Source organism: Trichlorobacter ammonificans (assembly GCF_933509905.1).
Lineage (GTDB): Bacteria > Desulfobacterota > Desulfuromonadia > Geobacterales > Pseudopelobacteraceae > Trichlorobacter > Trichlorobacter ammonificans.
The window spans coordinates 1,750,201-1,772,294 of sequence record NZ_OW150024.1 but is presented as its reverse complement, the minus strand read 5'-3'; the positions used below and the strand labels follow the sequence as shown (position 1 = coordinate 1,772,294).

The following is a 22,094-nucleotide window of genomic DNA, read 5'->3' as shown; positions in this document are numbered from 1 at the left end:
GTGTGCTCTCTTTGCTTGAGTATCTATCCCGTATCGCGATCAGGGGCGCACGGCCCGTCACTCAAGTGCGGCGCCGGTCATGACCCGCTTCATTTCGGCATGCAGCAGGGCCAGGTCGACCGGCTTGGCCACATACCCGTCAAAGCCCGATGCCAGGAGGTGAGTGCGCTGTTCCAGCAGGGCGTGGGCAGTCAGGGCAACGACGGGGGTGTGGCCGCCGGTTGCCCGTTCATCCTCCCGGATGAGCCGCGTTGCCTCCAGCCCGTCCATGACCGGCATCTGAATATCCATCAGGATGAGGTCGAAGTGCTCGCGTCGCCACCGTTCCAGGGCCTCGGCGCCGTCGCAGGCGGTGGCTACGCGATGGCCGAACCGTTGCAGGAGTTTTGCCGTCATGGAACGGTTGGTCGGGCTGTCGTCCGCCAGCAGGATTCGCAACGGCGTCCCCTCCCAGGCTGTCGACGCGGCGCCCCCCTGCTGCTCGGTGGCGGAAACCGGCGGGACCTGGGCAACCTGGAACGGCAGGGTGACATGAAAGCTGCTGCCGGCGCCCTCCCGGCTCTCGATGCTGATGTTCCCTCCCATCAGGCTGACCAGGCGGTCGCAGATCGACAGCCCCAGGCCGGTTCCTCCGAAGCGGCGGGTCACCGAGCTGTCAGCCTGGCTGAAGGGGGCGAAGAGTCGTTCGAGGGCATCGGCCTTGATGCCGATACCGGTATCGATGACGCTGAAACGGAAACGGGGAGTAACCTCCTCCCGGTCGATGCGAGCCACCTGTACCCTGATTTCCCCCGTTGGGGTGAACTTGACGGCATTGCCCACCAGGTTGCGCAGAATCTGCTTGAGACGCAGCTGGTCGCCACAGAGAATCTCCGGAACAGCCTGGTCTATATCGATCCGCAGGGTGAGCCCCTTGGCGTGAATCCGTGCTTCCACCGGCTTCAGAATGTCGTTGATGCAACTGCGCAGCTGAAACGGCGCCTGTTCGAGTTCCATCTTGCCCGCCTCGATTTTGGAAAGGTCGAGCACGTCGTTGATGACCTGCACCAGGTGCTTGGCGTCGGCTTCGATATATTCCAGGTAGCGGGCCTGTTCCTCGGTCAGGGCAGTGAAACGGAGCAGTTGGGCGTTGCCGATGACGCTGTTCATGGGGGTGCGGATTTCATGGCTCATGTTGGCCAGAAACTCGCTTTTGGCACTGTTGGCCGCTTCTGCTGCGGTCTTGGCCGCCTGGAGTTCCTCTTCGGTTTGCTTGCGGCGAGTGATGTCCCGGGAAAATCCGACCGTGCCGATGAGGACGCCGTCAAGTTCAACCGGTGACTTATAGGTTTCCGACCAGATCCGGCCTTCTGGCGTCAGGATCGCCTCTTCGACATTTTTCGGTGTGCCGGAGTTCAATACGTCGCGGTCATCGGCCCGATACGCCTCGGCCCGTTCGGCCGGCCAGAAATCAAAATCGGTTTTGCCCACCAGGTCATCGGGACCGGCGGCACCGGCCGCCCTGGCGAACACGATGTTGGCGGCCAGGAAGCGACTGTCCCGGTCTTTCAGCCAGACCATGAAGGGAAAGTTGTCCAGCAGCGCGCGCTGGTAGCGGTCGCGGCTGCGCAGGGCGGTTTCCGACGCCTCCAGGGCCGCGGTGCGCCGGGCGACGCGGCGCTCCAGCTCGCGGTTGGCGGCGGCCAGTTCCGCCGTGGCATCCAGCAGCTTCAGCCGGTCCATGCCGTTGTCGGCCAGCAGGGAGGCAAGGTGGGCGTACAGCCGGGTGATGGATTCGAGCCGCTCCCGCGATATCACCGGCACCTGCCCGACCGCCTCCAGGTAGCGTTCCGGGTCGAAGCCGAATTCCCCGGCCTGGCGGCGGAAAAAATCGAGATCGGGAGGGGTGATGAAGCACTGACCGGTGAACACATTGGCGAGGTGCATCCCCTCAACCACGATGGGAGCGGCGCTGTCCACCAGGCCGTTGGGACATTCGTAAATGGCAAGGGAGGCGCCCTGGGTGACACTCCTCACCAGGGAGGTGTCGCTCTCGATGCAGCGCCTGCAGGTTTCCCGGTTGGCACGATGAAACTGCATGCAGATCTCCTGCCAGCAGGAGTGGGCAAGCACGTTTCCTTGCATGTCGATCACGGCATTGGCGATGCCGAATACCTGGCTGCAACTCTCCAGCAGGGCCTGCAATTTCTGGATATCCACCAGATCGGCGTAGGTGGGGCTCCGTTCGGGCCCGCTGGCCGCCATCACGACGACACCGGGGAGGGAGCGTCATCCGTCGGTTCGCTCCACCGTTGCGTCCAGACCTCGGCAGGCTCCGGTTTGCCGAAAAGATACCCTTGCAGGAAATCGCAGCCGTGGCGGGCCAGGAACTGACGCTGCGCCTCGGTTTCCACCCCTTCCGCCACCACCTTGAGTCCCAGGCTGTGGGCCAGGGCCAGGGTGGCGGTACTGATGGCGGCGTCGTTGACGTCGGTCTCGATGTCGCGGACAAAGGTGCGATCCAGCTTGATGGTCTGAATCGGCAGCAGCTTCAGATAGGCCAGGGAAGAATAACCGGTGCCGAAATCGTCGATGGCCAGATGAACCCCCAGTGCACGCAGACTCTGCAGCTGGCCGATGGCCCGCTCCGGGTTGTTCATGGCCATCGACTCGGTCACCTCCAGCTCCAGTTCACCCTCGCGGAGACCGTAGTACTTGATGCAGGCGAGCACCTGTTCCGCCAGGGCCGGTGAACGGAGCTGGTGGGCCGACAGGTTCACCGCCATGGTCAGGCCGGAAATGCCGGCCTCCCGCCAGGCGATCAGCTGGCGACAGGCTTCGTCCAGCACCCAGGCGCCGATGGTCTCGATCAGGCCGGCTTCTTCGGCGATCGGAATGAACTTCAGCGGGGAGATGATGCCGAACTTGGGATGGCGCCAGCGTAACAGCGCCTCCACGCCGTAAAGGCTGCCGTCCGCCGTCCGCACCTTGGGCTGGTAGTACAGTTCGAACTGTTTCTGGCGCAACGCCTGGCGGAGCTCCCGTTCCAGTTCCAGCCGTTCCGAAGCAGCGGTATTCATGGCAGCGGCAAAGAACTGCACGTTGTTCCGGCCCTGCTCCTTGGCGTGGTACATGGCGGTGTCGGCATGCTTCATCAGGGTTTCGGTGTCGTCGCCGTCATCGGGGAAGAGGCTGATGCCGATGCTGGGAGTGGTGTGCAGGGTCCGGCCTTCGATCTGGTAGGGCTGTCCCAGGGTGTCCAGAATGGTGTGAGCAATGGGAGCGGCGTCCAAGACCGCGCCGATACCGGTCAGCACCACCACGAACTCGTCCCCGCCGGGGCGCGAGACGATGTCGCTCTCCCGCACGCAGGCAAGCAGGCGGCGGGCTACCTCGATCAGCAGCAGGTCGCCGATGTTGTGTCCCAGGGTGTCGTTGATCACCTTGAAACGGTCCAGATCGATGAACATCACCGCCAGGGGTTCGCTGTTGCGCCGGGCCAGTGCGAGTGCCTGCTCAAGCCGGTTTTCCAGGTTGTAGCGGTTGAACAGGCCGGTAAGCAGGTCGTGGTGGGCCAGGTGGTAGATCCGCTCTTCCGCCGCCTTGCGTTCGCTGATGTCGGTGAAGCCGGCGATGTAGTTGGTTATCTCGCCATCCGGGTTGCGTACCACCGATACCGCTGCCCAGGCGGGATTGATGGCGCCGTCCTTGTGGCGGTCCCACAGCTCTCCCTGCCAGAAGCCGCTTTCCTTCAGGGCCGCCCACATGTTCCGGTAGGTTTCCGGCGGTGTGTGCCCGGATGCCAGTACGCGGGGGGTCTGCTGTTTCAGGTCGTCGAGGGTGTAGCCGGTAAGTCTGGTGAAGGCCGGGTTGATGGCAATGATCTGCTGATCCCGGTCCGTGATCATGATCGCTTCGCCGCTGTGCCGGAAGACGTTGGCGTAGAGTCGCAGGGTGTCTTCGTTCAGTTTCTGGGAGGTGACGTCCTGGACGGTGCCGATGCCCGCGCTGAGCGTGCCGTCGGGGGTAAAGGTTAAGTCGGCCTGTTCCCGTACCCACTTGACGTCGCTGTTTACCAGGATGCGGTGGGTAATGTCGTAGGGCTCACCCTTCAGGGCCCGCTGCCAGGCGGCATCCACTTCGAGACGGTCGTCCGGGTGGACGCAGGAGAGGAACAGGTCGTAGCAGAGGGGGAGCTCTGCGGAAATGCCGAATATGCGGTAGGTCTCGTCGGACCAGTGCAGGTGGTTGCGGGAGGCGTCCAGGTACCAGCTGCCGGTCTGGGCCACCGCCTGGGCACGTTTCAGGGTGGCCTCGCTCTCCTGCAGCGCCGTCTGTGCCTGCAGCCGTTCGCGGTTCTTCCGCTCCGTCTGGTGTCCGGCCCAGAGGATACCGGTCAGTCCCAGCAGCCAGATGACGCCGTGACTCAGGGCCAGATCGCGGCGGGCGGTGGCGATCTGGCGGTAATAGGGGGTCAGGGGCAGATTGAGTCCGGTGGCGCCCCGCATGTCGCCGGTCTTGTAGCCCAGGATGCCGTGGCACTTGTCGCAGCCCGGTTCCATGAACATGGCCCGCAGGTAGCGCAGATGGGGCGCGCCGTTGATGTCGGCCACCTCCCAGACCTCGGTCGTCTCGCCACGGGAGAACGCTTCCAGTTGCGCCCGCTCCCAGTCGTCCGGAGCATTGCCGGGGTTTAACTGCTTAAGGCCGGTGATCCTGCCCCGGATGCCGTAGTGCTCCGAATACTGATCCATGACCTGGCGCAGCATGGAGGCCGGGTTCAGCAGGGTAAGGTGACGACCGTCGGTGGTGACCACGTCGCGGCCCGGCACATGGGAGAGCCAGGGGATCGACTGCTGGGTAGGCGTTATCGGTACGTACACGCCACCATGGCCGGTGGCCCAGCGGCGAAAGGTGATATCCTTGTTCAGGTTGGAACGGGCTTCGGTATAGGCCAGTTCCAGTGCCTGGGTACGGGCCTTGGCCGCGTTCCAGAAGAGGGACGCGGCCAGGACGAGGGTCCAGACCAGGGCTGCCGGGACAGTCAGCCGGGCAAGGCGCCGGGGGGCGGCATGGGGATCGGTCTGGGACATCAGACGCACACCTGTTCGTAAGGGTTGGTTGTGTGTAGCAATAGTACTCGACTGCCCCGCGAAGTCAAGGCGAAGCGGCGTTGGAGCGAGAGCGTCTCAGGCATCAAGGGAGCCCCCGCAGGTGAAGCCGGCTCCGGCGGTGCAGGCGAAGCAGTGTTCACCGGTGGGGATCGGCAGGCCGTCGAGCGGCTGGGCGTTCAGAGCGGAAATATGGTGGATGCCGTTGCGGTGGTACAGTCGTGCCGCCTGATTGAAATCGCAATCGTAGAGATAGCCCTGCCAGTCGACGGAAAGCACGGAACGACACATCAGGCCGCCAACAGCGCCGGGATTGAAGTTCGAGCGCAGCTTCTCCAGATATCCCGGCAGGTTGCCGGACTGTTCCAGCCAGTGCCGGAATCTCCCCAGCGGCACGTTGGCAAAGGTGAGCAGGCGGGTGAAGCTGATGCCGTGGCGTTCCCGCAGCTCTCTGCGGAAGCGCAGCTCGGTTTCCCGCTGGGAGGGGGGCAGAAAGGCCCCGGTCGGGTTGACGGCGATATCCAGAACGAGTCCACTGCCTTCGCTACCGAATCCGGCGCTGTTCAGGCGCTGCAATGTGGCGAGCGAGGCGCTCCAGACCCCGTTGCCCCGCTGGGACTCCGTCTGGGAAAGATTGAGGGAGGGGAGCGAGGCGACGATCATGACGCGGTTGCTGCGGTACAGCTCGATCAGGTGGGCCGTTTCCTCCCGTCCCAGGGCGGTAAGGTTGGTACGGACCATCAGCCGTGCCGCATGGGGACGCAGGCCACTGATCAGGCGGGGAAGATGGGGCAGCAGCTCCGGCGCGCCGCCGGTGATGTCGATGGTGGTGAAGGCCAGGCGACCGGCGCAGGCGATAACCTGTTCAACGGTTTCGGCGCTCATCAGCTCGTTCCGTTCCGGCCCCGCCTCCAGGTGACAGTGACGGCAGGCCAGGTTGCAGCGTCTGCCGATGTTGACCTGCAGGGTGTCGGTCGTGGCCCGTACGAGGGAAAGCGCATGCCGGGCAAGAGTTTGGTTGAAGGTCATGGAGAGGGCGTTCCGTTCGATGTCCGGTGACATCACATCGACAGCTTTTCGGCAACCGTGCGCATCTGCACGCCGTGCACCAGCGAGGCGCCTCCCCGGATTGCGCTGACCACATGGAGCGCTTCGGTCATCTCCTCCAGGTTGGAGCCGTTTTCGAGGCAGCTCCGGGTATGGGCGTCGATGCAGTAGGGACACTGCACGGCGTGCGCCACGGCAAGGGCAATCAGTGATTTTTCCCGCTTCGAGAGTGCCCCGTCCGCGAACACGGCACCGTAATACGCGAAGAATTTTTGGGCCAGTTCCGGGGCATCGTTGCCGATTTCGGTAAACCTGGCCAGATCGTCCGGGGTGTAGTAGGTGCTCATAGCGGGGTTCCTTGTGGGAGTGCCGCACGGCCACTGGGGCGGCGCATCATGCTTGTCATTGGCAGCAATATCTGGGATAAGAAAAATTCATAGCATATTTGAATGGAAAATGCAGCAGCCCTATGCATCCCCTGATCATCCCATTGTTCATCCCCCACGCCGGTTGTCCCCATGCGTGCCTGTACTGCAACCAGCGGCTGACAGCCCGTGAAACGGACGACCTGCCGCGGCCGGAGCAGATACGGGCGACGGTGCGGGAGTGGCTGCGGCGGTCGCCGGGGCGGTCGGCAGAGGTGGCCTTTTTCGGCGGCAGTTTCACCTTGCTGCCCCGGGAACGGCAGGAGCGGCTGCTGGACGCGGTGCAGCCCCTGGTGGACGCGGGGCAATTGTCGGGAATCCGTATCTCCACGCGTCCCGATGGTCTGGACGAGGCTGCCCTGGCATTTCTGCGCGACTACCGCGTGCGTACCGTGGAGATCGGGGTACAGTCGCTGGATGACGAGGTGTTGCAACGGGCCGGACGGGGGCACCGTGCGGCCGAAAGCTGCGCCGCCATCGGCCGTGTCGCCGGAGCCGGCTTCCACACCGGGGCGCAACTGCTGCCCGGGCTGCCGGGCGATACGCCGGAGCGCTCCCTGGCCTCCCTGGCCGGCGTGATCGGGGCCGGTGCCCAGTTCGTCCGCATCTATCCCGCCCTGGTGCTTACGGGTACCGGCCTGGCTCAACTGCATGCAACCGGGGGCTGGCAACCGCCGTCGCTTGATGCTACGGTCCGACTGTGCGCCCGGATGCTGCTGCTGGCCGCTAAAGCCGGTATTCCGGTGATCCGTCTCGGCCTGCAGAGCGACGAGGGGCTGGTGGCCGGAGAAACCGTCCTGGCCGGTCCCTGGCATCCGGCCCTGGGGCAGCTGGCGCGGGGAGAACTGTATTTTCTGCTGGTTTGTGCGTTGGCCGGTGGGCTTGCCGGAGCGCCTGAGCAGGTTTTCTGCCATCCCCGCCGTATCGCCGACGTTGTCGGACATGCCCGCCGCAACCTTGTCCGCTGGCACCAGCGGGGGCTGGCGGTGCAGCGGGTTCTGGCCGATGCGGGACTTGCACCTGACGAGCTTGTCGTGCAATCATGCGGGCACCGCATGAGCGGTTCCATACTAACCACACTGAATGACGAGGAGATGCTTTGATGCGGAGTGAATCGGTGACCTTTCTTGAACAACTGCTGTCCGCCCCCAGCCCCTCCGGTTACGAGCAGCCGGCTCAACGCCTGTTCCGCGAGTACGTCGCTCCCTATGCCGAGGTCAGCAGCGATGTGCTGGGTAACGTGTACGGCTTCATCGCCGGCCAGGGCAAGAACCGTCCGAAGGTGATGCTGGTGGGGCATTCCGATGAGATCGGGTTGCAGGTGAAGTATATTGACGACAAGGGGTTCATCTACTTTGCCGCCATCGGCGGTGTCGATGCCCACCTCACTCCCGGCAAGGTGGTTCATATCCATACCGCCGGCGGCCCCCTCCCCGGTGTCGTCGGCAAGAAGCCGATCCATCTGATGGATACCAAGGACCGGGAAACGGTGGTGAAACTGGAGTCCCAGTACATCGACATCGGCGCCGGGAGCAAAAAGGAGGCGGACAAGCTGGTGCGGGTAGGGGACTGCATCACCTTTGCGAGCGGTTTTACCCGTCTGCAGGGGGACCGTGTGGCCTCCCGGGGGTTCGACGACAAGGCCGGCTCCTTTGTGGTGGCCGAGGTGCTGCGGCTGGTGGCGGAGGGGAAGAAAAAACTGCCGGTTGACCTGTACGGCGTGTCGTCGGTGCAGGAGGAGATCGGGCTGCGGGGCGGCACCACCAGCAGCTACACCGTTAACCCGGACATCGGCATCTGCGTGGAGGTGGATTTCGCCACCGATCAGCCGGACGTGGAGCGCAAGCACAACGGCGAGGTTGCCCTGGGCAAGGGGCCGATCTTAAGCCGCGGCCCCAACATCAACCACGGGCTGTTCGAACTGCTGTACGCAACAGCGAAAAAAGAAAAAATTCCGGTGCAGCTGACCGCCAACCCCCGGGCCACCGGCACCGATGCCAACGTGATGCAAATTTCCCGCAACGGTGTGGCCACCGCCCTGGTGAAGCTGCCGCTGCGGTACATGCATACCCCGGTGGAGGTCGTCTCCCTGGCCGACCTGGAACAGGCGGCCCGGCTGATCGTGGCGGTTTTGGCACACATCCGTACCCAGGAGCAGTTTTTACCGGTATAACCGGGCATAGCGCACCGCCGACCCGAGGACTCCCGTCACCATGAATCAGGCCATTGCCGCCCTGCGCACCCGACTGCTCTCGCTTTCGCTGCGGACGCACCTGCTGCTGCTGGCGCTGCTGCTTTCCCTGCCGGCGCTGGCGCTGATCCTGCATTCCGGGGTCGTGCAGCGCCAGGAGGCGATCCGCAAGGGGAACCGCGATGCCCGCCGGCTGGTGACCCTGATCGCCAACGAGCAGTACAATCAGGTCGGAAATGCCGAGCAGTTGCTGGTCGTGCTGGCGCAGCTTCCGGACATCAGGAACCGCAAGGTTGCCGACGTCAATAGCTTGCTGGGGGAAATTCTCAGGAAAAATCCCCAGTTCGGCAATATCGTGGTCACGGACCGCGATGGGATGGTCTGGGCTTCCGGCCTGCCGATGGGGCAGCCCTTTTCCCTGCGTGAGCGGCTGATGTTCCGGGCGACCCGACAGAGTGGAGCCTTTTCATCCGGCGAGTACGTGGTGGGCAGGCTGTCGGTGAAGCACACCATCGGCTTCGGCTATCCCATCGAAAACGAGCAGGGGGAGTGGCAAGGGGTGATCTCCGCCAATCTCGATTTCGAGCGCCTGGTCCGTCGCCTGCTCACCACCACCGAGTTGCCCAAAAAATCGCAACTAACCATCGTGGATCGCAACGGTACCATTGTTTTCAGCAGCCAGGAGCCGGAACGATTCGTCGGCACGCCGCTGAAGCCGGCACTGTTGCGTCGGATGGCCGGCGATCCCGCCAAAGATCGTGATACCTTCTTCGACGAAACGGACCAGGACGACCGGCGGATCATCTCCTATCGCGTTCTGCGCCTTCCCCATGAAACGGACCCCTACCTCTACGTCTGTGCCAGTGTCCCCCTGGACGGGGTCATGAGGAAAGCCCGACAGGCCGAACTGGTCAACATGGGGCTGCTGGCGACGGTGCTGCTGGCCGCTTTCGTTCTGACTCTGGTGATCGGTAACGTGTGTTTTGTGCAGCGGGTGAAGCGGCTGCAGGAGGCTTCGGCCCGGCTTGCCGAGGGGGAGCTGCAGGTGCGGGTCGCTGATCTGGTGGGAGGCGGCGAGCTGGGAGAACTGGGACGCGCCTTCGACGAAATGGCCCGTAAACTGGCGGCGCGGGAGCAGGAGTTGAGCGACCTGAACCGGGATCTGCTGAAGCGGGTGGCGGAAGAGACGGAGCGGAGAGTCAGCCATGAGCGGTTGCTGGCCCGCCATATCCGCCTGGCCGCCATGGGGGAGATGATCGGAGCCATTGCGCACCAGTGGCGACAACCGCTGGCGACCCTGGGGGCAACCATCCAGAGTCTCCGGATGGCTTGGGAACATCGCTGTCTGGACGAACGTTTCCTGGAAAAGGCCGAGGCCGATGCCCAGAAGCAGCTCTACTATATGTCCGATACCATCGAGGATTTCAGAAACTTTTTCAGTCCGGAAAAGGTGGTTGAACGGTTCGACGTGACCGAGAAGGTGGGAGAGGTCTTGCAACTGGTAGCGGCCCAGTTTGCCAACTCGAATGTCACCCTGGAGATTGTCGCGCAGGCAGGGCACGGCCGTCTCACGATCAGAGGGTATCAAAACGAGTTCAAGCAGGCCCTGCTCAATCTGGTCAGTAACGCCTTCGACGCTGTGGTGGAGCGGATGCGGTCTGTCGCCGGCCAGGAGAGGAATGGGACGACACCGTTGTGCGGCCGGGTGACGATCGCGCTTTCCGCTGCCGAGGACTGGGTGGTGGTGGAGGTGGATGACAACGGCTGCGGCATACCGTCCGAGTACGCCGACAAGGTGTTTGATCCCTACTTCACCAGCAAGTCGGAAGGCAAGGGGACCGGCATCGGGCTGTACATGTCGCGGCTGATCATCGAGGAGAGCATGGGGGGACGGCTCTGTTTCACCAGTTCGCCGGAAGGAACGCAGTTCAGGATCGAGCTGCCGCGGGAAGCGCGGCGGGGCGGGGAGAACGATGTCTGAGAAGATACCGCTGACGCTGCTGTACGTCGAGGATGAGCCGGACCTGCGGGAGCGGATTCGTATCGTCCTTGCAATGCATTTCGAGCAGGTGCTGACCGCCGCCAACGGCAAGGAGGGACTGGACCGTTTCCGGCAGGAACACCCCGCCGTGGTGATCAGCGATATCATGATGCCGGTCATGGACGGCCTGGAGATGACCCGCGGCATCCGGGAGCTGGCCCCGGCCACGCCGGTCATTCTCAGTACCGCCTTCACCGAGGCCGGTTTTCTGCTGAAGGCGATCGAACTGGGAGTGGCGGCCTACGTGCGCAAACCGCTGGACTGCCGGCAGCTCATCGAAACCATTATGCAGGTGGCCCGGCCGATCCTGCAGCAGATGGAGCTGGAACAGGCCCGCTGCCGGGAACAGGCATCGCTTGAGGCCCTGCTGGGGGACAGTCCGGCCATGCAGCAGATCATCCAGCAGGCCCGCCGCATTGCCGCCACCGATTTTTCCGTGATCATCCAGGGAGAAACCGGTGCCGGCAAATCCCACCTGGCGGCGCTGATCCATGATTTGAGCCGGCGCAAGCACCACCCTTTCGTGACGGTTTCCGTGGGCTCAATACCGGAATCGCTGGTGGAAAGCCAGTTGTTCGGCCATGTCCGGGGCGCTTTCACCGGCGCCGTGGCCGCGAGAAGCGGACTGTTCGAGGAGGCCGACGACGGGACGCTGTTCCTGGACGACATCGACTGCGCTTCTCCGGCCATTCAGGCCAAGATTCTGCATGCCGTGGAGCAGAAACGCTTCTTTCCCGTCGGGGGCACCCGCCAGGTGACGGTTAATACGCGGATCATCGCCGCCAGTAACCGCAATCTGCAGGAAGAAGCCCGTAGCGGGCGCTTCCGGGAAGATCTCTACTATCGCCTGGGGGACTTGGTCATCACCCTCCCGCCGCTGCGGGAGCGGGGCGAGGATGTGGTGTTGCTTGCCCGTGGTTTTCTCATCAATGTCTCGCGAGAGCTGGACAGAACGCCTCCCCGCATTTCCGCCGATGCCCAGCTGCTGCTGCGTCGGCACACCTGGCCCGGCAATATCCGTGAGCTGAAGAGCGTGATGAAGCGCGTCGCCCTTTTTGCCGGCGATATCCTGCATGCCGCCGATCTTGCCGCCGCCTTGCAGGGTGACGGTGTCGTGACTGCCCCTGTGCAGCCGGTACAGACCCTGGCGGAGCTGGAACGCACGGCTATTCTCCATGCTCTTGAGGCGACCGGCGGCAGGAAGATGGAGGCGGCCCGGCTGCTGGCGGTGGAGTACGGCCGCTTCAAGCGGATGCTTGCCCGTTATCACCTCCGCTCGTCGTGAGTGGGGAGCCTTACTGTCGATGGTGGGTATTTTGCGTACCCCCTGTTGTTCCGCTCTGGTTGTTTTGATCACCCCTGTTAAAAGTCCTTCGAAGTAATCCCCAATAAAATCGAAATGTTGTGATGTGGCACCATTGTTGCTGTCGTCATTTGAATGATGCAGTCTCGGATAGCTGCATCTATCACTGCGCTCTGCGCCGCATGCGGGAAACGATCATGGCCACCACCGGTACTCTGTTGAAGGCAACGGATATCATTGCAGAGAGAGCCGCGCTGATGTGCAGGTTTCTGAAGGCTCCGTTTCCCGAATGCTACTGCATGAACATTTCCAGCAAGAACATCCAAAAGATGCTCCTGTTTTGCGCCGACGACTATGCCGCCTGCAGTATCTACCGGTCGAAAGATGCCAGTGGGGAGGGAGAACAGTCGGCACCACGAGGGTGAACAGCATGGCACTGAATATTCCAGGGGAGGAAAAGCGCATATGTATATTCTGGGAGCAGTAGTGGTGGTACTGGTAGTGGTGATTGGAATTCAATTCTATTGCTATGGGTCTGCCAGGGATAACAAGAATATCCGGCACTGACGGCGATTCTGTGGATGGGAGTGCTCCCTGTTTCCGGATGCCGCCGGGGGGAGGGGCATTCCCCGGACGGTAGGTACTTTCAACGGATGCGCCGCCGCTGCGGGGCGACGGGGAACGGGGTCATCCCGGCGTCTCCGGCCGGCGTCGTCACGGGAATCCGAACAAATGGGCAGAATGATCGAAAAACCACGCTATAATGTCATTTCCATGCGGATCAGCGCACAGGAACGGGAATATCTCAACGAAATCATGGAGCGGACGAATATGAGCATGTCTGAAATCATGCGTGAGGCAATGCGGCGCTTTGCCGGCATTCCCGATGACCGCGACGGCGTAAAGGAGCCCTCCAGCTAGGCTGCCCAGCTCGGGATACCGTCCTTCTGTTTTTTTTCGGTTGTTGTGTTGACCATGTCTGCTGCTCTCGTTACGTATGGCACCGGCAATGCCGCTGTTACGTTATCCGTATCCCTCCCTCCAGCCGGTCCGGCTGAAAATGACACCGTATACCGTAGACATTCTTGACTTCACCGTGGCGCTGTACTAACGTCTGTAAAATTTAACGCGCACGGGGTAACGGAATCATGGCGTACGAACAATTTCCGGAAGGTCTGACCTTTGACGATGTCCTGCTGGTGCCAGCCCATTCCACGGTGCTGCCCAGGGACGTGAACCTGGTGACCCGGCTTACCCGCACTATCCCCCTCAACATCCCCCTGGTCAGCGCCGCCATGGATACGGTGACCGAATCCCGCACTGCCATCGCCATGGCCCGCGAAGGGGGTATCGGTATCATCCACAAGAACATGTCCATCGAAGATCAGGCCCACGAAGTGGACAAGGTCAAGAAGAGCGAATCCGGGATGATCGTGGACCCGATCACCATGCGTCCCACCCAGAAGATCAAGGAGGCCCTGGAGATGATGGCCCGCTATCGGATTTCCGGCGTGCCGATCACCAAGCCCAACGGCAAGCTGGTGGGGATTCTGACCAACCGCGACCTCCGCTTTGAAACCGACTACGAGCTGCCGATCTCCGCCCGCATGACCAAGCGTAACCTGGTGACCGTGCCGGTGGGTACCACCCTGGAGCAGGCCAAGGAGCACCTGAAGCACACCCGCGTGGAAAAACTGCTGGTGGTGGATGACGAGCGCAACCTTAAAGGGCTGATCACCATCAAGGATATCGAGAAGGTCAAGAAGTATCCCAACGCCTGCAAGGACAGCCTGGGCCGTCTGCGGGTCGGCGCTGCCGTGGGCCCCACCGCCGAGATGGAGGCGCGGATGGAGGCGCTGGTCAAGGCCGGGGTTGACGTGGTGGTGATTGACACCGCCCACGGCCACTCCCAGGGGGTGATCGACGCCGTGATCCGAGCTAAACAACTGTTCCCCAATCTGGAGATCATTGCCGGCAACATCGCCACCGCCGCTGCCGCCGAAGCCCTGATCAAGGCCGGTGCCGACGGTATCAAGGTGGGGATCGGCCCCGGTTCCATCTGTACCACCCGGGTAGTGGCCGGGGTGGGGGTCCCCCAGATCACCGCCATCATGGAGTGTGCCCGGGTCGCTCACAAGCTGGGGGTGCCGGTCATTGCCGACGGCGGCATCAAGTTCTCCGGCGACCTGCCCAAGGCAGTCACGGCCGGGGCGGACGTGGTCATGATCGGTTCGCTCTTCGCCGGTACCGAGGAGTCCCCCGGCGACACCGTGCTGTACCAGGGGCGTACCTACAAGAGCTACCGCGGCATGGGCTCCATCGGCGCCATGAAGGACGGCAGCAAGGACCGCTACTTCCAGTCCGAGGTCGGCGAGGATGTCAAGCTGGTCCCGGAGGGGATCGAAGGGATGGTGCCGCTCCGGGGACCGCTTTCCGCCAACATCCACCAGTTGATCGGCGGCCTGCGCTCCGGCATGGGCTACACCGGCTGCGCCACCATTCAGGAACTGCAGGAGAAGGGGCGCTTCATCCGGATCACCGGCGCCGGCCTGAAGGAGTCCCACGTCCACGACGTCACCATTACCAAGGAAGCGCCCAACTATCGCGCCAGCTAGGACCATACGATGAGTTTCACTGATATTCACAGCCAGAAGATTCTGATCCTTGATTTCGGTTCCCAGGTGACCCAGCTGATCGCCCGCCGCATCCGCGAGCAGTCGGTTTACTGCGAGATCCATCCCTACACCCTGTCCCTGGAAAAGATCCGGGAGTTTGCGCCCCAGGGGATCATCCTCTCCGGCGGTCCCTGCAGCGTCTACGACGCCGATGCCCCCCATTCCGATGCCGGCATCTACGACCTGGGACTGCCGGTGCTGGGGATCTGCTACGGCATGCAACTGATGACCAGCCAGCTTGGAGGAAAGGTGGAACGCTCCCACAAGCGGGAGTACGGCCGCGCCGCCATGACCATCGACGACACCGCCGACCTCTTTGCCGGGCTTTCCGGCAAAGAAGAAGTCTGGATGTCCCACGGCGACAAGATCGAGCTGATGCCCCGCGGCTTCAGCGCCATCGCCCACACCGACAACACCCCGGCGGCAGCCATGAAGGATGAGAAGCGCCGTCTCTACGGCGTCCAGTTCCATCCCGAGGTGGTGCACACCCCCAAGGGGGCCGAGATGCTGGGGAACTTCGTCTTCAACGTCTGCGGCTGCAAGCCGGTCTGGACCATGGCCAACTTCATCGAGACCGAAATTGCCGCGGTGCGGGAAAAGGTGGGTTCCGGCAAGGTGATCTGCGCCCTCTCCGGCGGGGTGGACTCCTCGGTGGTGGCGGTGCTGTTGCACAAGGCCATCGGCGACCAGCTGCAGTGCATCTTCGTGAACAACGGCCTGCTGCGCAAAGGCGAGGCCGAGAAGGTGGTCAATCTCTTCACCAAGCATTTCAGGATCAACCTGGACTACGTGGATGCCTCGACTCGCTTCCTGGACAAGCTGAACGGGGTCACCGACCCGGAGAAGAAGCGCAAGATCATCGGCAACGAGTTCATCTTCCTGTTCGAAGAGGAAGCCAAGAAGCTGGGCACCGTGGACTGGCTGGCCCAGGGAACCCTCTATCCGGACGTGATCGAGTCGGTGTCGGTGAAGGGGCCGTCGTCGGTGATCAAGAGCCACCACAACGTGGGAGGGCTGCCGGAGCGGATGAAGCTGAAACTGCTGGAGCCGGTGCGGGAGCTGTTCAAGGATGAGGTGCGCCTCCTGGGCAAGGAGCTGGGGCTGCCGGACGAGGTGATCCATCGCCAGCCGTTCCCCGGACCGGGCCTGGCCATCCGCTGTATCGGCGAGATCACCGCCGAGCGGCTGGAGATCCTGCGGGAATCGGACGCCATCGTGCTGGACGAGATCCGCAAGGCCGGCCTGTACCGCGATATCTGGCAATCGTTCGCCGTGCTGCTGCCGGTCCGCTCCGTCGGCGTGATGGGGGATGCCCGGACCTATGACTTTACAATCGCCCTGCGTGCGGTAAACTCGCTTGACGGGATGACCGCCGACTGGGTCAAGCTTCCCTACGAGTTGCTGGGCAACATTTCGTCCCGGATCATCAACGAGGTGAAAGGGGTCAACCGGGTCGTGTACGACATCAGCCAGAAACCGCCGGCAACCATCGAGTGGGAATAGGAGTCGGCACGGAGGGTGTAATGAGAAACCCGCTTCTGACGACAGTGGCCGTGATTGTCTGTTTGCTGGCGTGGACCGTGTCCGCGCCGGCCAAGACCCTGATCCTTGAGGGGAAGCTGGACGGCACGGTGGCCATGCGCCAGTCCATGGAGTTTGCCGTCAACCGGGGGAATGTTTCGGCATTCTCCTTTAAGTTCGCCCTGCCGGCAACCTTTGCCACCCGTACGGTCAGCCAGTCCATTAACGGTCTCGACCTCAGTTTCACCCCCCGGCCGGCCAGCTCAACGGTGGAGACCGACCGTTTCGGCAACCGTTTCCAGAAGGTCACCTGGAACGATGTTACCCAGGATATCCGGGTCAATCTCTCCTACGGGGTCACGGTGCATACCGAGCTGACCGCCCTGGAAAGCAAGACCCCCTTTCCGCTGGGCAGCCGGGCCAACCCCGAGGCCCAGTACCTGAAGGCGACGGAACTGGTGCAATCCGGTTCAGGGGACATTGCCGCCCATGCCCGTACCCTCACGGCCCAGGCCAGAACCCAGTACGAGGCGGTCACCGCCGTGACCAATTGGGTGGCGGACAATATCAAGTACACTTTTAATCCGCCCCAGTACGACGCCGCCTACACCCTGGCCACCCGCAGCGGCAACTGCCAGAACTTCGCCCACCTGGCCATCGCGCTCTTGCGCAGTGTCGGCATCCCGGCCCGGATCGTGGGGGGGATCACCCTCAAGGATCCCTGGAAGGTACCGATCGACGCCAAAAACTCCATCGTGCAGAGCATGGGGCAGGGAGGGCACGCCTGGCTGGAAGTCTGGTTCCCGGACCTGGGCTGGCTTCCCTACGATCCGCAGCAGTCCAAGCAGTTCACCTCGTCGCGGCACATCAAGCAGAGCCACGGCCTGGATTCCAAGGATATCAACGACACCTGGCGGGGAGCCCCCTACCTGCCCGCCTACAGTGAACTGATCGAGGGACGCTTCACCAGCGACGCGATCAACCTGAAGATGAAGCGGTTTGACACCGCTCCCCGTCCCTACGTGCTGAGCAACCTGGTGGCTGCCGTTGCCGCCGGATCTGCCCCCGTGGCGGGAGAAACGCCACCGCAGGCCGCGGTTGCCTCCCGCAGGCCGGAGCCGCAGCCCGAGCCGAAAGCAAAAGCACAGCCGGAGCCCCGCCCCTCCAAGCCTGCCGAGCCGCCCCAAGGAAGCGGTGCCGGGCCTGCTGAGACCCGGTTCGTCACCGATGAGGGGCCGCTTGACGACGAGGGGCTTCCAAAACCAACCGGCAAGAAGCCGGCGAAACCGGTCAAGCCTACGAAGCCGCTGCCTAAGCCGGAAAAGTCGCTGCCGGAAAGCAAGCCGGCACCGGAACCGGGCCACAAGAAACCAAGGCCGGGCACCAGTCTGGTCTTCGGCAACATGGAGTTCCCGAACCTGGTCAATCTCTATAACGTCAAGGGGGACACCGGTACCCGGGTCTTCGAGCGGGAAACTTCCGAATACGTCACCTCCAAGTATATCTTTGCCCAGGCGGTCCAGGTGAAGGCTCAGATGAGCCTGGACCGCATCTCCCTGGCCATGCGCAAGTTCGGCGGCGATGGTTCGGTCTATATCGACCTGGTCAAGGACAAGGGAGGACGCCCCGACATCATGCAGGGGATCCGTTCCAACCTGATTGATCTGGAAAAAATCGCCCGCAAACCAGGGTACTACTGGGTCGATTTCAGCTTCCCGCCGGACGGCGCCAGGCCGCACCAGCTCGTTCCCGGTAAATACTGGATCGTGCTGCGGGCCTCGGGCGAGGCGATCATGAACTGGTTCTACATCCCCGGCAAGCCCTACAGCGAGGGGGATGACACCCGCTCCACCGCCAAGGGATTCCAGTGGGAAGATATCCTTAACTACGACTTTGTCTTCAAAGTCAGTGGAAAAGCGTTGTGAGGGGGGTCGTGGCGGCGTGTGCCGTGCTGTTCGCCCTGGGGAGCGGCTGTCGTCAGGCGCCTGAACAGCAAAATGGCGGCGCACCAGTGCCAGCCCTTGCGCCTGAGGCGGGAAAACAGCTGTTTGCCCACCACTGCGCTCCCTGTCACGGCACGGATGGCCGGGGTGGTGTGGGGCCGGACCTGAGCGCCACCCGCTACAGGTATGGGAAGTACCGTGACGATATCGTGAAGACCATCAGCAGTGGCCGTCCCGGCGGCATGCCGGCCTTTGGCAGCCAGTTGTCGGCGGCCGAGATCGCGGCGCTGGCCGACCACCTGCTCACCCCAAAGCGCTAGCAGCAGCGGTATTCGAAAAAAGAAAAATCACACCTTATTTGTATCCAGGAGGAGGTACGGACAGTGCCAGCAATCAGTTTTGAAGAAGTGATGTTCACCGTTATGACGGCGACCCAGGAAACCTTCAAATGTTATATGAATATCGACTTGTTCGCCGGCGCTGTTGACCGCAAGGTGGCACCGGTGGATTCCGACGTTACCGGCATCATCGGCGTGGCCGGGGACCGGGTCGGCTACATCATCGTGGCCGCCGACCGCAGCACCGCCCAACTGGTAGCGCGGGAGATGCTGATGGACGACGAGCCGGACGAGGATTCCATCCGGGATGCCATCGGCGAACTGATCAACAATATTGCCGGTTCCTTCAAGACCAAGTACCACGACCAGTACGGCAACGTGGCCATGGGCCTGCCGCTGGTGGTTTCCGGGCAACTGCGCACCGTCACCGAACCGCCCGAAGAGGGAGCCAGCATGAACGTCCAGTGCAAGGGGGTCACCATCCCGTTCACCAACAAGGACGGAGCGGTGAACCTGAAGGTCATGGTGTACATGTAGCTCCCCGCGGTTGACCGGTTCCTTGAACAACCTGAAACAGCACCACGACCTGATCTGCCGCTACCGCGACCTGCTGGAGGAGGTGGACGGCTGGTTCCGGGGAGCCATGGCGCGGTTCCCGGAGCAGATCGCCTGCACAACGGGGTGCAGCCACTGCTGCCGCGGCCTCTTTGACATCACCCTGCTGGACGGCCTGCTGGTGCAGGCCGGGTTTGCGCAGTTGCCGGCGGACCTGCGGGAGCGGGTGCTGGATCGGGTCAGCGGTTCCGTGGCAACGGTACGCCGGACCTGGCCCGATTTCGACGCCCCCTGGCTGCTGAACTCCTACCCGGAAGACGAGTACGACGCAGCCATGCCGGACGAGGACGAAACCCCCTGCGTGCTGCTGGACGACGACGGTCGCTGCCTGATTTACGACCATCGCCCCATGACCTGCCGGCTGCACGGCATACCGCACCGCGACAGTTCCGGGGAAGTGCTGTTCGACGAATGGTGCAGCCTGAACTTCACCACGCTGGACCCCCTCCGGCAACCGGACCTGCAGTTTCACTTCAGCGAGATCTTTACCCAGGAACAGCTGCTGTTCCGCGAGCTGGCCCGGCGGCTGACGGGCCAGCCGCTGAACGAGCTGGACACCCTGATCCCCACCGCCCTGTTGATCGATTTTGCCCATTTTACCCTGCCGGAGCAGTTATGGACCTCTTTGCCGAACGGACCATCCTGACCGTTTCCCGCCTGACCTCCCTGGTCAGGGAGGTGCTGGAGGAGAACTTCCAGCAGGTCTGGGTGGAGGGGGAGGTGTCGAACCTTTCTCGCCCCGCTTCGGGCCATCTCTATTTCACCCTTAAGGACAGCGGGGCCATGGTGCGCTGCGTCATGTTCCGCAGCAGCGCAAGGGCGCTCCGCTTTCGGCTGGATGAAGGGATGTCGCTGGTGGTGCGGGGACGCCTGTCGCTCTACGAACAGCGGGGAGAATACCAGATCGTCTGCGACTACCTGGAACCGCGGGGAGCCGGCGCCCTGCAACTGGCGTTCCTGCAGCTGAAGGAGCGGCTGGCTGCCGAAGGGCTGTTCACGCAGGAGCGCAAGCGACCACTGCCGACGTTGCCCCGTCGGGTCGGCATTGTCACCTCGGCCAGCGGGGCCGCCATCCACGACATCCTCAACGTGCTGGGACGACGTTTCGCCTCGCTGGAGCTGCTGATTATGCCGGTGCGGGTGCAGGGAGACGGTGCGGCGCAGGAGGTGGCCCGGGCCATTGACGACTTCAACCGGCTTGAGGCGGCGGACGTGTTGATCGTGGGGCGGGGGGGCGGATCCCTCGAAGACCTCTGGGCGTTTAATGAGGAGGCGGTGGCCCGTGCCATCCATGGCTCCCGCATTCCGGTGATCTCGGCAGTGGGACATGAGACCGACTGGACCATTGCCGATTTTGTGGCCGATCTGCGGGCCCCGACTCCTTCGGCGGCGGCGGAACTGGTCTGTGCCAGCAGCGAAGAGCTGTCCCGCCGGGTTGAGGAGCTGGCGCAGCGGCTCAACCGGGCCATGGGTAGCCGGCTAACAGGATTGAACGAACGGTTGCAGGGGCTGAAGCGGGCGCTGCACGATCCCACTCTGCTGCTGGGACACCTGGGGCAACGGCTGGACGATCTGAACCAGCGCCTGGAAAACGGCATGGAACACTGCCTGCACCGGAACCGGGAGCGGGTGGGGCGGCTGGAACAGCAACTGGATCTGCATCACCCGTCACTGACCATCGACCGGCTGCGCCAGCAGGTGCTGCTGCTGGCGGAACGGGCCGAGCACCGCATGACCGCCCACCTGGAACGGCTGGGCCGGGTTCAGGGAGAGGCAACAGCCCGCCTGGACAGTCTTTCGCCCCTGAAGACCCTTTCCCGTGGCTATGCCGTGGCCGAGCGGGTTGCTGACGGTTCGGTGGTCAGGGATGCGGGGACCCTTGGGGCGGGAGAGCTGTTGAAGCTGCGCCTGCACCGGGGCAGTGCCCGTTGCCGGGTGGAAGATACGTTTACAACTCCTCCGGCGTAAAGGCCACCACCTCATCGATGGTTGCGCACCCCGTGGTCAGCATCACCAGTCGGTCGATCCCCAGGGCGATACCCGCCGACGGCGGCAGGGCGGGCAGCTCCGCCAGAAACGGCTCCGGCAGCGGCAACGGTTCCATCCCCCGCGTGACCCGTACCGCATTGGCCGCCCCGAAGCGTAGCCGTTGCTCAACCGGGTCGCTCAACTCGCTGAAGCCGTTGGCCAGTTCCAGCCCCCCTGCGTACAGTTCGAACCGTTCGGCATAGCGGGGATCGTCCCCCTTCAGCCGCGCCAGGGCCGCCATTTCCGCCGGGTAGTCGGTCAGGATCGACGGCACCGGCAGCTCTGCCAGGGCCGGTTCGATGACCGACACCACCAGTTCGTCAAAGGAGTCATTTTCAACAGCGGTCAGGGCATCGGCGGCGGCAAAGCGGCGGAATGCTTCCTGCACGGTGAAACGTTGCCAGGGGAGGCGGGGATCGATGGTGCGGCCGTCCCGCCGGAACAGGCTGCCCACGGCACAATCCGCGGCAACCCGGCGCAGCAGCCCTTCACAGTCGTTCATCAACTGGGTGTAATCGGCATTGGCCCGGTACCACTCCAGCATGGTGAACTCACTCAAGTGGCGGCTTCCCCGCTCATGGGCCCGCCAGCAGCGGCTGATCTGGAAGATACGGTGATGGCCGCGGCAGAGCAGCCGCTTCATGCAGAGTTCCGGCGAGGTCTGGAGTTGGCCGGTGGGGGAGACGATGACCGGATCGATATGCTCTTCCGGGGCATTGGCGGGAATGAGAAGAGGGGTTTCCACTTCGAGAAACCCCTCTTCCTGGAAAAAGGCGCGAACAGTGCGGAGCACCTGCGCCCTGATCTGCAAGGCGTTATTGTCCATACCTTAAACGTCTGAAAACGCGCGAGGAAGGTCGGCTACAAGGCGCACGGA

The 22,094-nt window shown here is 63.1% G+C and carries 18 protein-coding genes; 13 read left to right on the top strand and 5 right to left on the bottom strand.

Annotated features, from left to right (window positions below; translation table 11 throughout):
- Nucleotides 1-57: 57 nt before the first annotated feature.
- The 4 genes from RAK07_RS07960 to RAK07_RS07945 form a co-directional block, all read right to left on the bottom strand.
- A complete protein-coding gene (locus tag RAK07_RS07960; RefSeq protein WP_305732303.1) occupies nt 58-2,244 on the bottom strand; it encodes a PocR ligand-binding domain-containing protein in 2,187 nt (728 codons plus the stop codon).
- A complete protein-coding gene (locus tag RAK07_RS07955) occupies nt 2,244-5,072 on the bottom strand; it encodes an EAL domain-containing protein (RefSeq protein WP_305732302.1) in 2,829 nt (942 codons plus the stop codon). Before RAK07_RS07955 ends, RAK07_RS07960 begins: the two co-directional genes overlap by 1 nt.
- Before the next feature lie 96 nt (nt 5,073-5,168).
- Complete coding sequence (gene arsS / locus RAK07_RS07950; protein WP_305732301.1) at nt 5,169-6,152, bottom strand: arsenosugar biosynthesis radical SAM (seleno)protein ArsS; 984 nt, start codon at nt 6,150-6,152, stop codon at nt 5,169-5,171.
- The gene (locus RAK07_RS07945; protein WP_305732300.1) at nt 6,152-6,484 is read right to left on the bottom strand and encodes an arsenosugar biosynthesis-associated peroxidase-like protein; all 333 of its coding nucleotides are present in this window, start codon (nt 6,482-6,484) and stop codon (nt 6,152-6,154) included. The genes arsS and RAK07_RS07945 overlap by 1 nt, the downstream gene beginning before the upstream one ends.
- A 122-nt stretch (nt 6,485-6,606) precedes the next feature.
- Here RAK07_RS07945 and RAK07_RS07940 point away from each other — a divergent pair, with 122 nt between their 5' ends.
- The 13 genes from RAK07_RS07940 to xseA all read left to right on the top strand — a co-directional run bounded on the left by RAK07_RS07940 (nt 6,607) and on the right by xseA (nt 21,157).
- Nucleotides 6,607-7,665, top strand: a complete 1,059-nt coding sequence (locus RAK07_RS07940; protein ID WP_305732299.1) for an elongator complex protein 3 — start codon at nt 6,607-6,609, stop codon at nt 7,663-7,665.
- On the top strand, nt 7,665-8,735 hold the full coding sequence (locus RAK07_RS07935) for a M42 family metallopeptidase (protein ID WP_305732298.1): 1,071 nt from the start codon (nt 7,665-7,667) through the stop codon (nt 8,733-8,735). Before RAK07_RS07940 ends, RAK07_RS07935 begins: the two co-directional genes overlap by 1 nt.
- Nucleotides 8,736-8,775: 40 nt before the next feature.
- Nucleotides 8,776-10,734: a sensor histidine kinase gene (locus RAK07_RS07930; protein ID WP_305732297.1), complete on the top strand. Its 1,959-nt coding sequence runs from the start codon at nt 8,776-8,778 to the stop codon at nt 10,732-10,734.
- Nucleotides 10,727-12,079 carry a sigma-54-dependent transcriptional regulator gene (locus RAK07_RS07925; protein ID WP_305732296.1) on the top strand — a complete coding sequence of 451 codons (1,353 nt, stop codon included), beginning with the start codon at nt 10,727-10,729 and terminating at the stop codon, nt 12,077-12,079. The genes RAK07_RS07930 and RAK07_RS07925 overlap by 8 nt, the downstream gene beginning before the upstream one ends.
- A 215-nt stretch (nt 12,080-12,294) precedes the next feature.
- On the top strand, nt 12,295-12,522 hold the full coding sequence (locus RAK07_RS07920) for a hypothetical protein (RefSeq protein ID WP_305732295.1): 228 nt from the start codon (nt 12,295-12,297) through the stop codon (nt 12,520-12,522).
- Nucleotides 12,523-12,829: 307 nt separating this feature from the next.
- Nucleotides 12,830-13,018: a ribbon-helix-helix domain-containing protein gene (locus RAK07_RS07915; protein WP_305732294.1), complete on the top strand. Its 189-nt coding sequence runs from the start codon at nt 12,830-12,832 to the stop codon at nt 13,016-13,018.
- Nucleotides 13,019-13,245: 227 nt separating this feature from the next.
- Nucleotides 13,246-14,712 (top strand): IMP dehydrogenase, encoded by a 1,467-nt coding sequence (gene guaB, locus RAK07_RS07910; protein WP_305732293.1) that lies wholly within the window; start codon nt 13,246-13,248, stop codon nt 14,710-14,712.
- 9 nt (nt 14,713-14,721) lie between these two features.
- A complete protein-coding gene (guaA, locus tag RAK07_RS07905) occupies nt 14,722-16,275 on the top strand; it encodes a glutamine-hydrolyzing GMP synthase (protein ID WP_305732292.1) in 1,554 nt (517 codons plus the stop codon).
- A 20-nt stretch (nt 16,276-16,295) separates the two neighbouring features.
- Entirely contained in the window at nt 16,296-18,218 is a 1,923-nt protein-coding gene (locus RAK07_RS07900) for a transglutaminase domain-containing protein (protein ID WP_305732291.1), read from the top strand.
- 8 nt (nt 18,219-18,226) lie between these two features.
- The gene (locus tag RAK07_RS07895; RefSeq protein ID WP_305732290.1) at nt 18,227-18,556 is read left to right on the top strand and encodes a c-type cytochrome; all 330 of its coding nucleotides are present in this window, start codon (nt 18,227-18,229) and stop codon (nt 18,554-18,556) included.
- Between the two features lie 63 nt (nt 18,557-18,619).
- Nucleotides 18,620-19,111, top strand: coding sequence for a chemotaxis protein CheX (locus RAK07_RS07890; RefSeq protein ID WP_305732289.1), 492 nt, complete (start codon nt 18,620-18,622; stop codon nt 19,109-19,111).
- Between the two features lie 22 nt (nt 19,112-19,133).
- Nucleotides 19,134-19,835 (top strand): YkgJ family cysteine cluster protein, encoded by a 702-nt coding sequence (locus RAK07_RS07885; protein WP_305732288.1) that lies wholly within the window; start codon nt 19,134-19,136, stop codon nt 19,833-19,835.
- The gene (gene xseA / locus RAK07_RS07880; RefSeq protein ID WP_305732287.1) at nt 19,805-21,157 is read left to right on the top strand and encodes an exodeoxyribonuclease VII large subunit; all 1,353 of its coding nucleotides are present in this window, start codon (nt 19,805-19,807) and stop codon (nt 21,155-21,157) included. The genes RAK07_RS07885 and xseA overlap by 31 nt, the downstream gene beginning before the upstream one ends.
- Here the strand turns inward: xseA and epmA are convergent.
- Nucleotides 21,138-22,043, bottom strand: a complete 906-nt coding sequence (gene epmA / locus RAK07_RS07875; RefSeq protein ID WP_305732286.1) for an EF-P lysine aminoacylase EpmA — start codon at nt 22,041-22,043, stop codon at nt 21,138-21,140. The two genes, xseA and epmA, sit on opposite strands and share 20 nt — an antisense overlap.
- Nucleotides 22,044-22,094 lie beyond the last annotated feature (51 nt).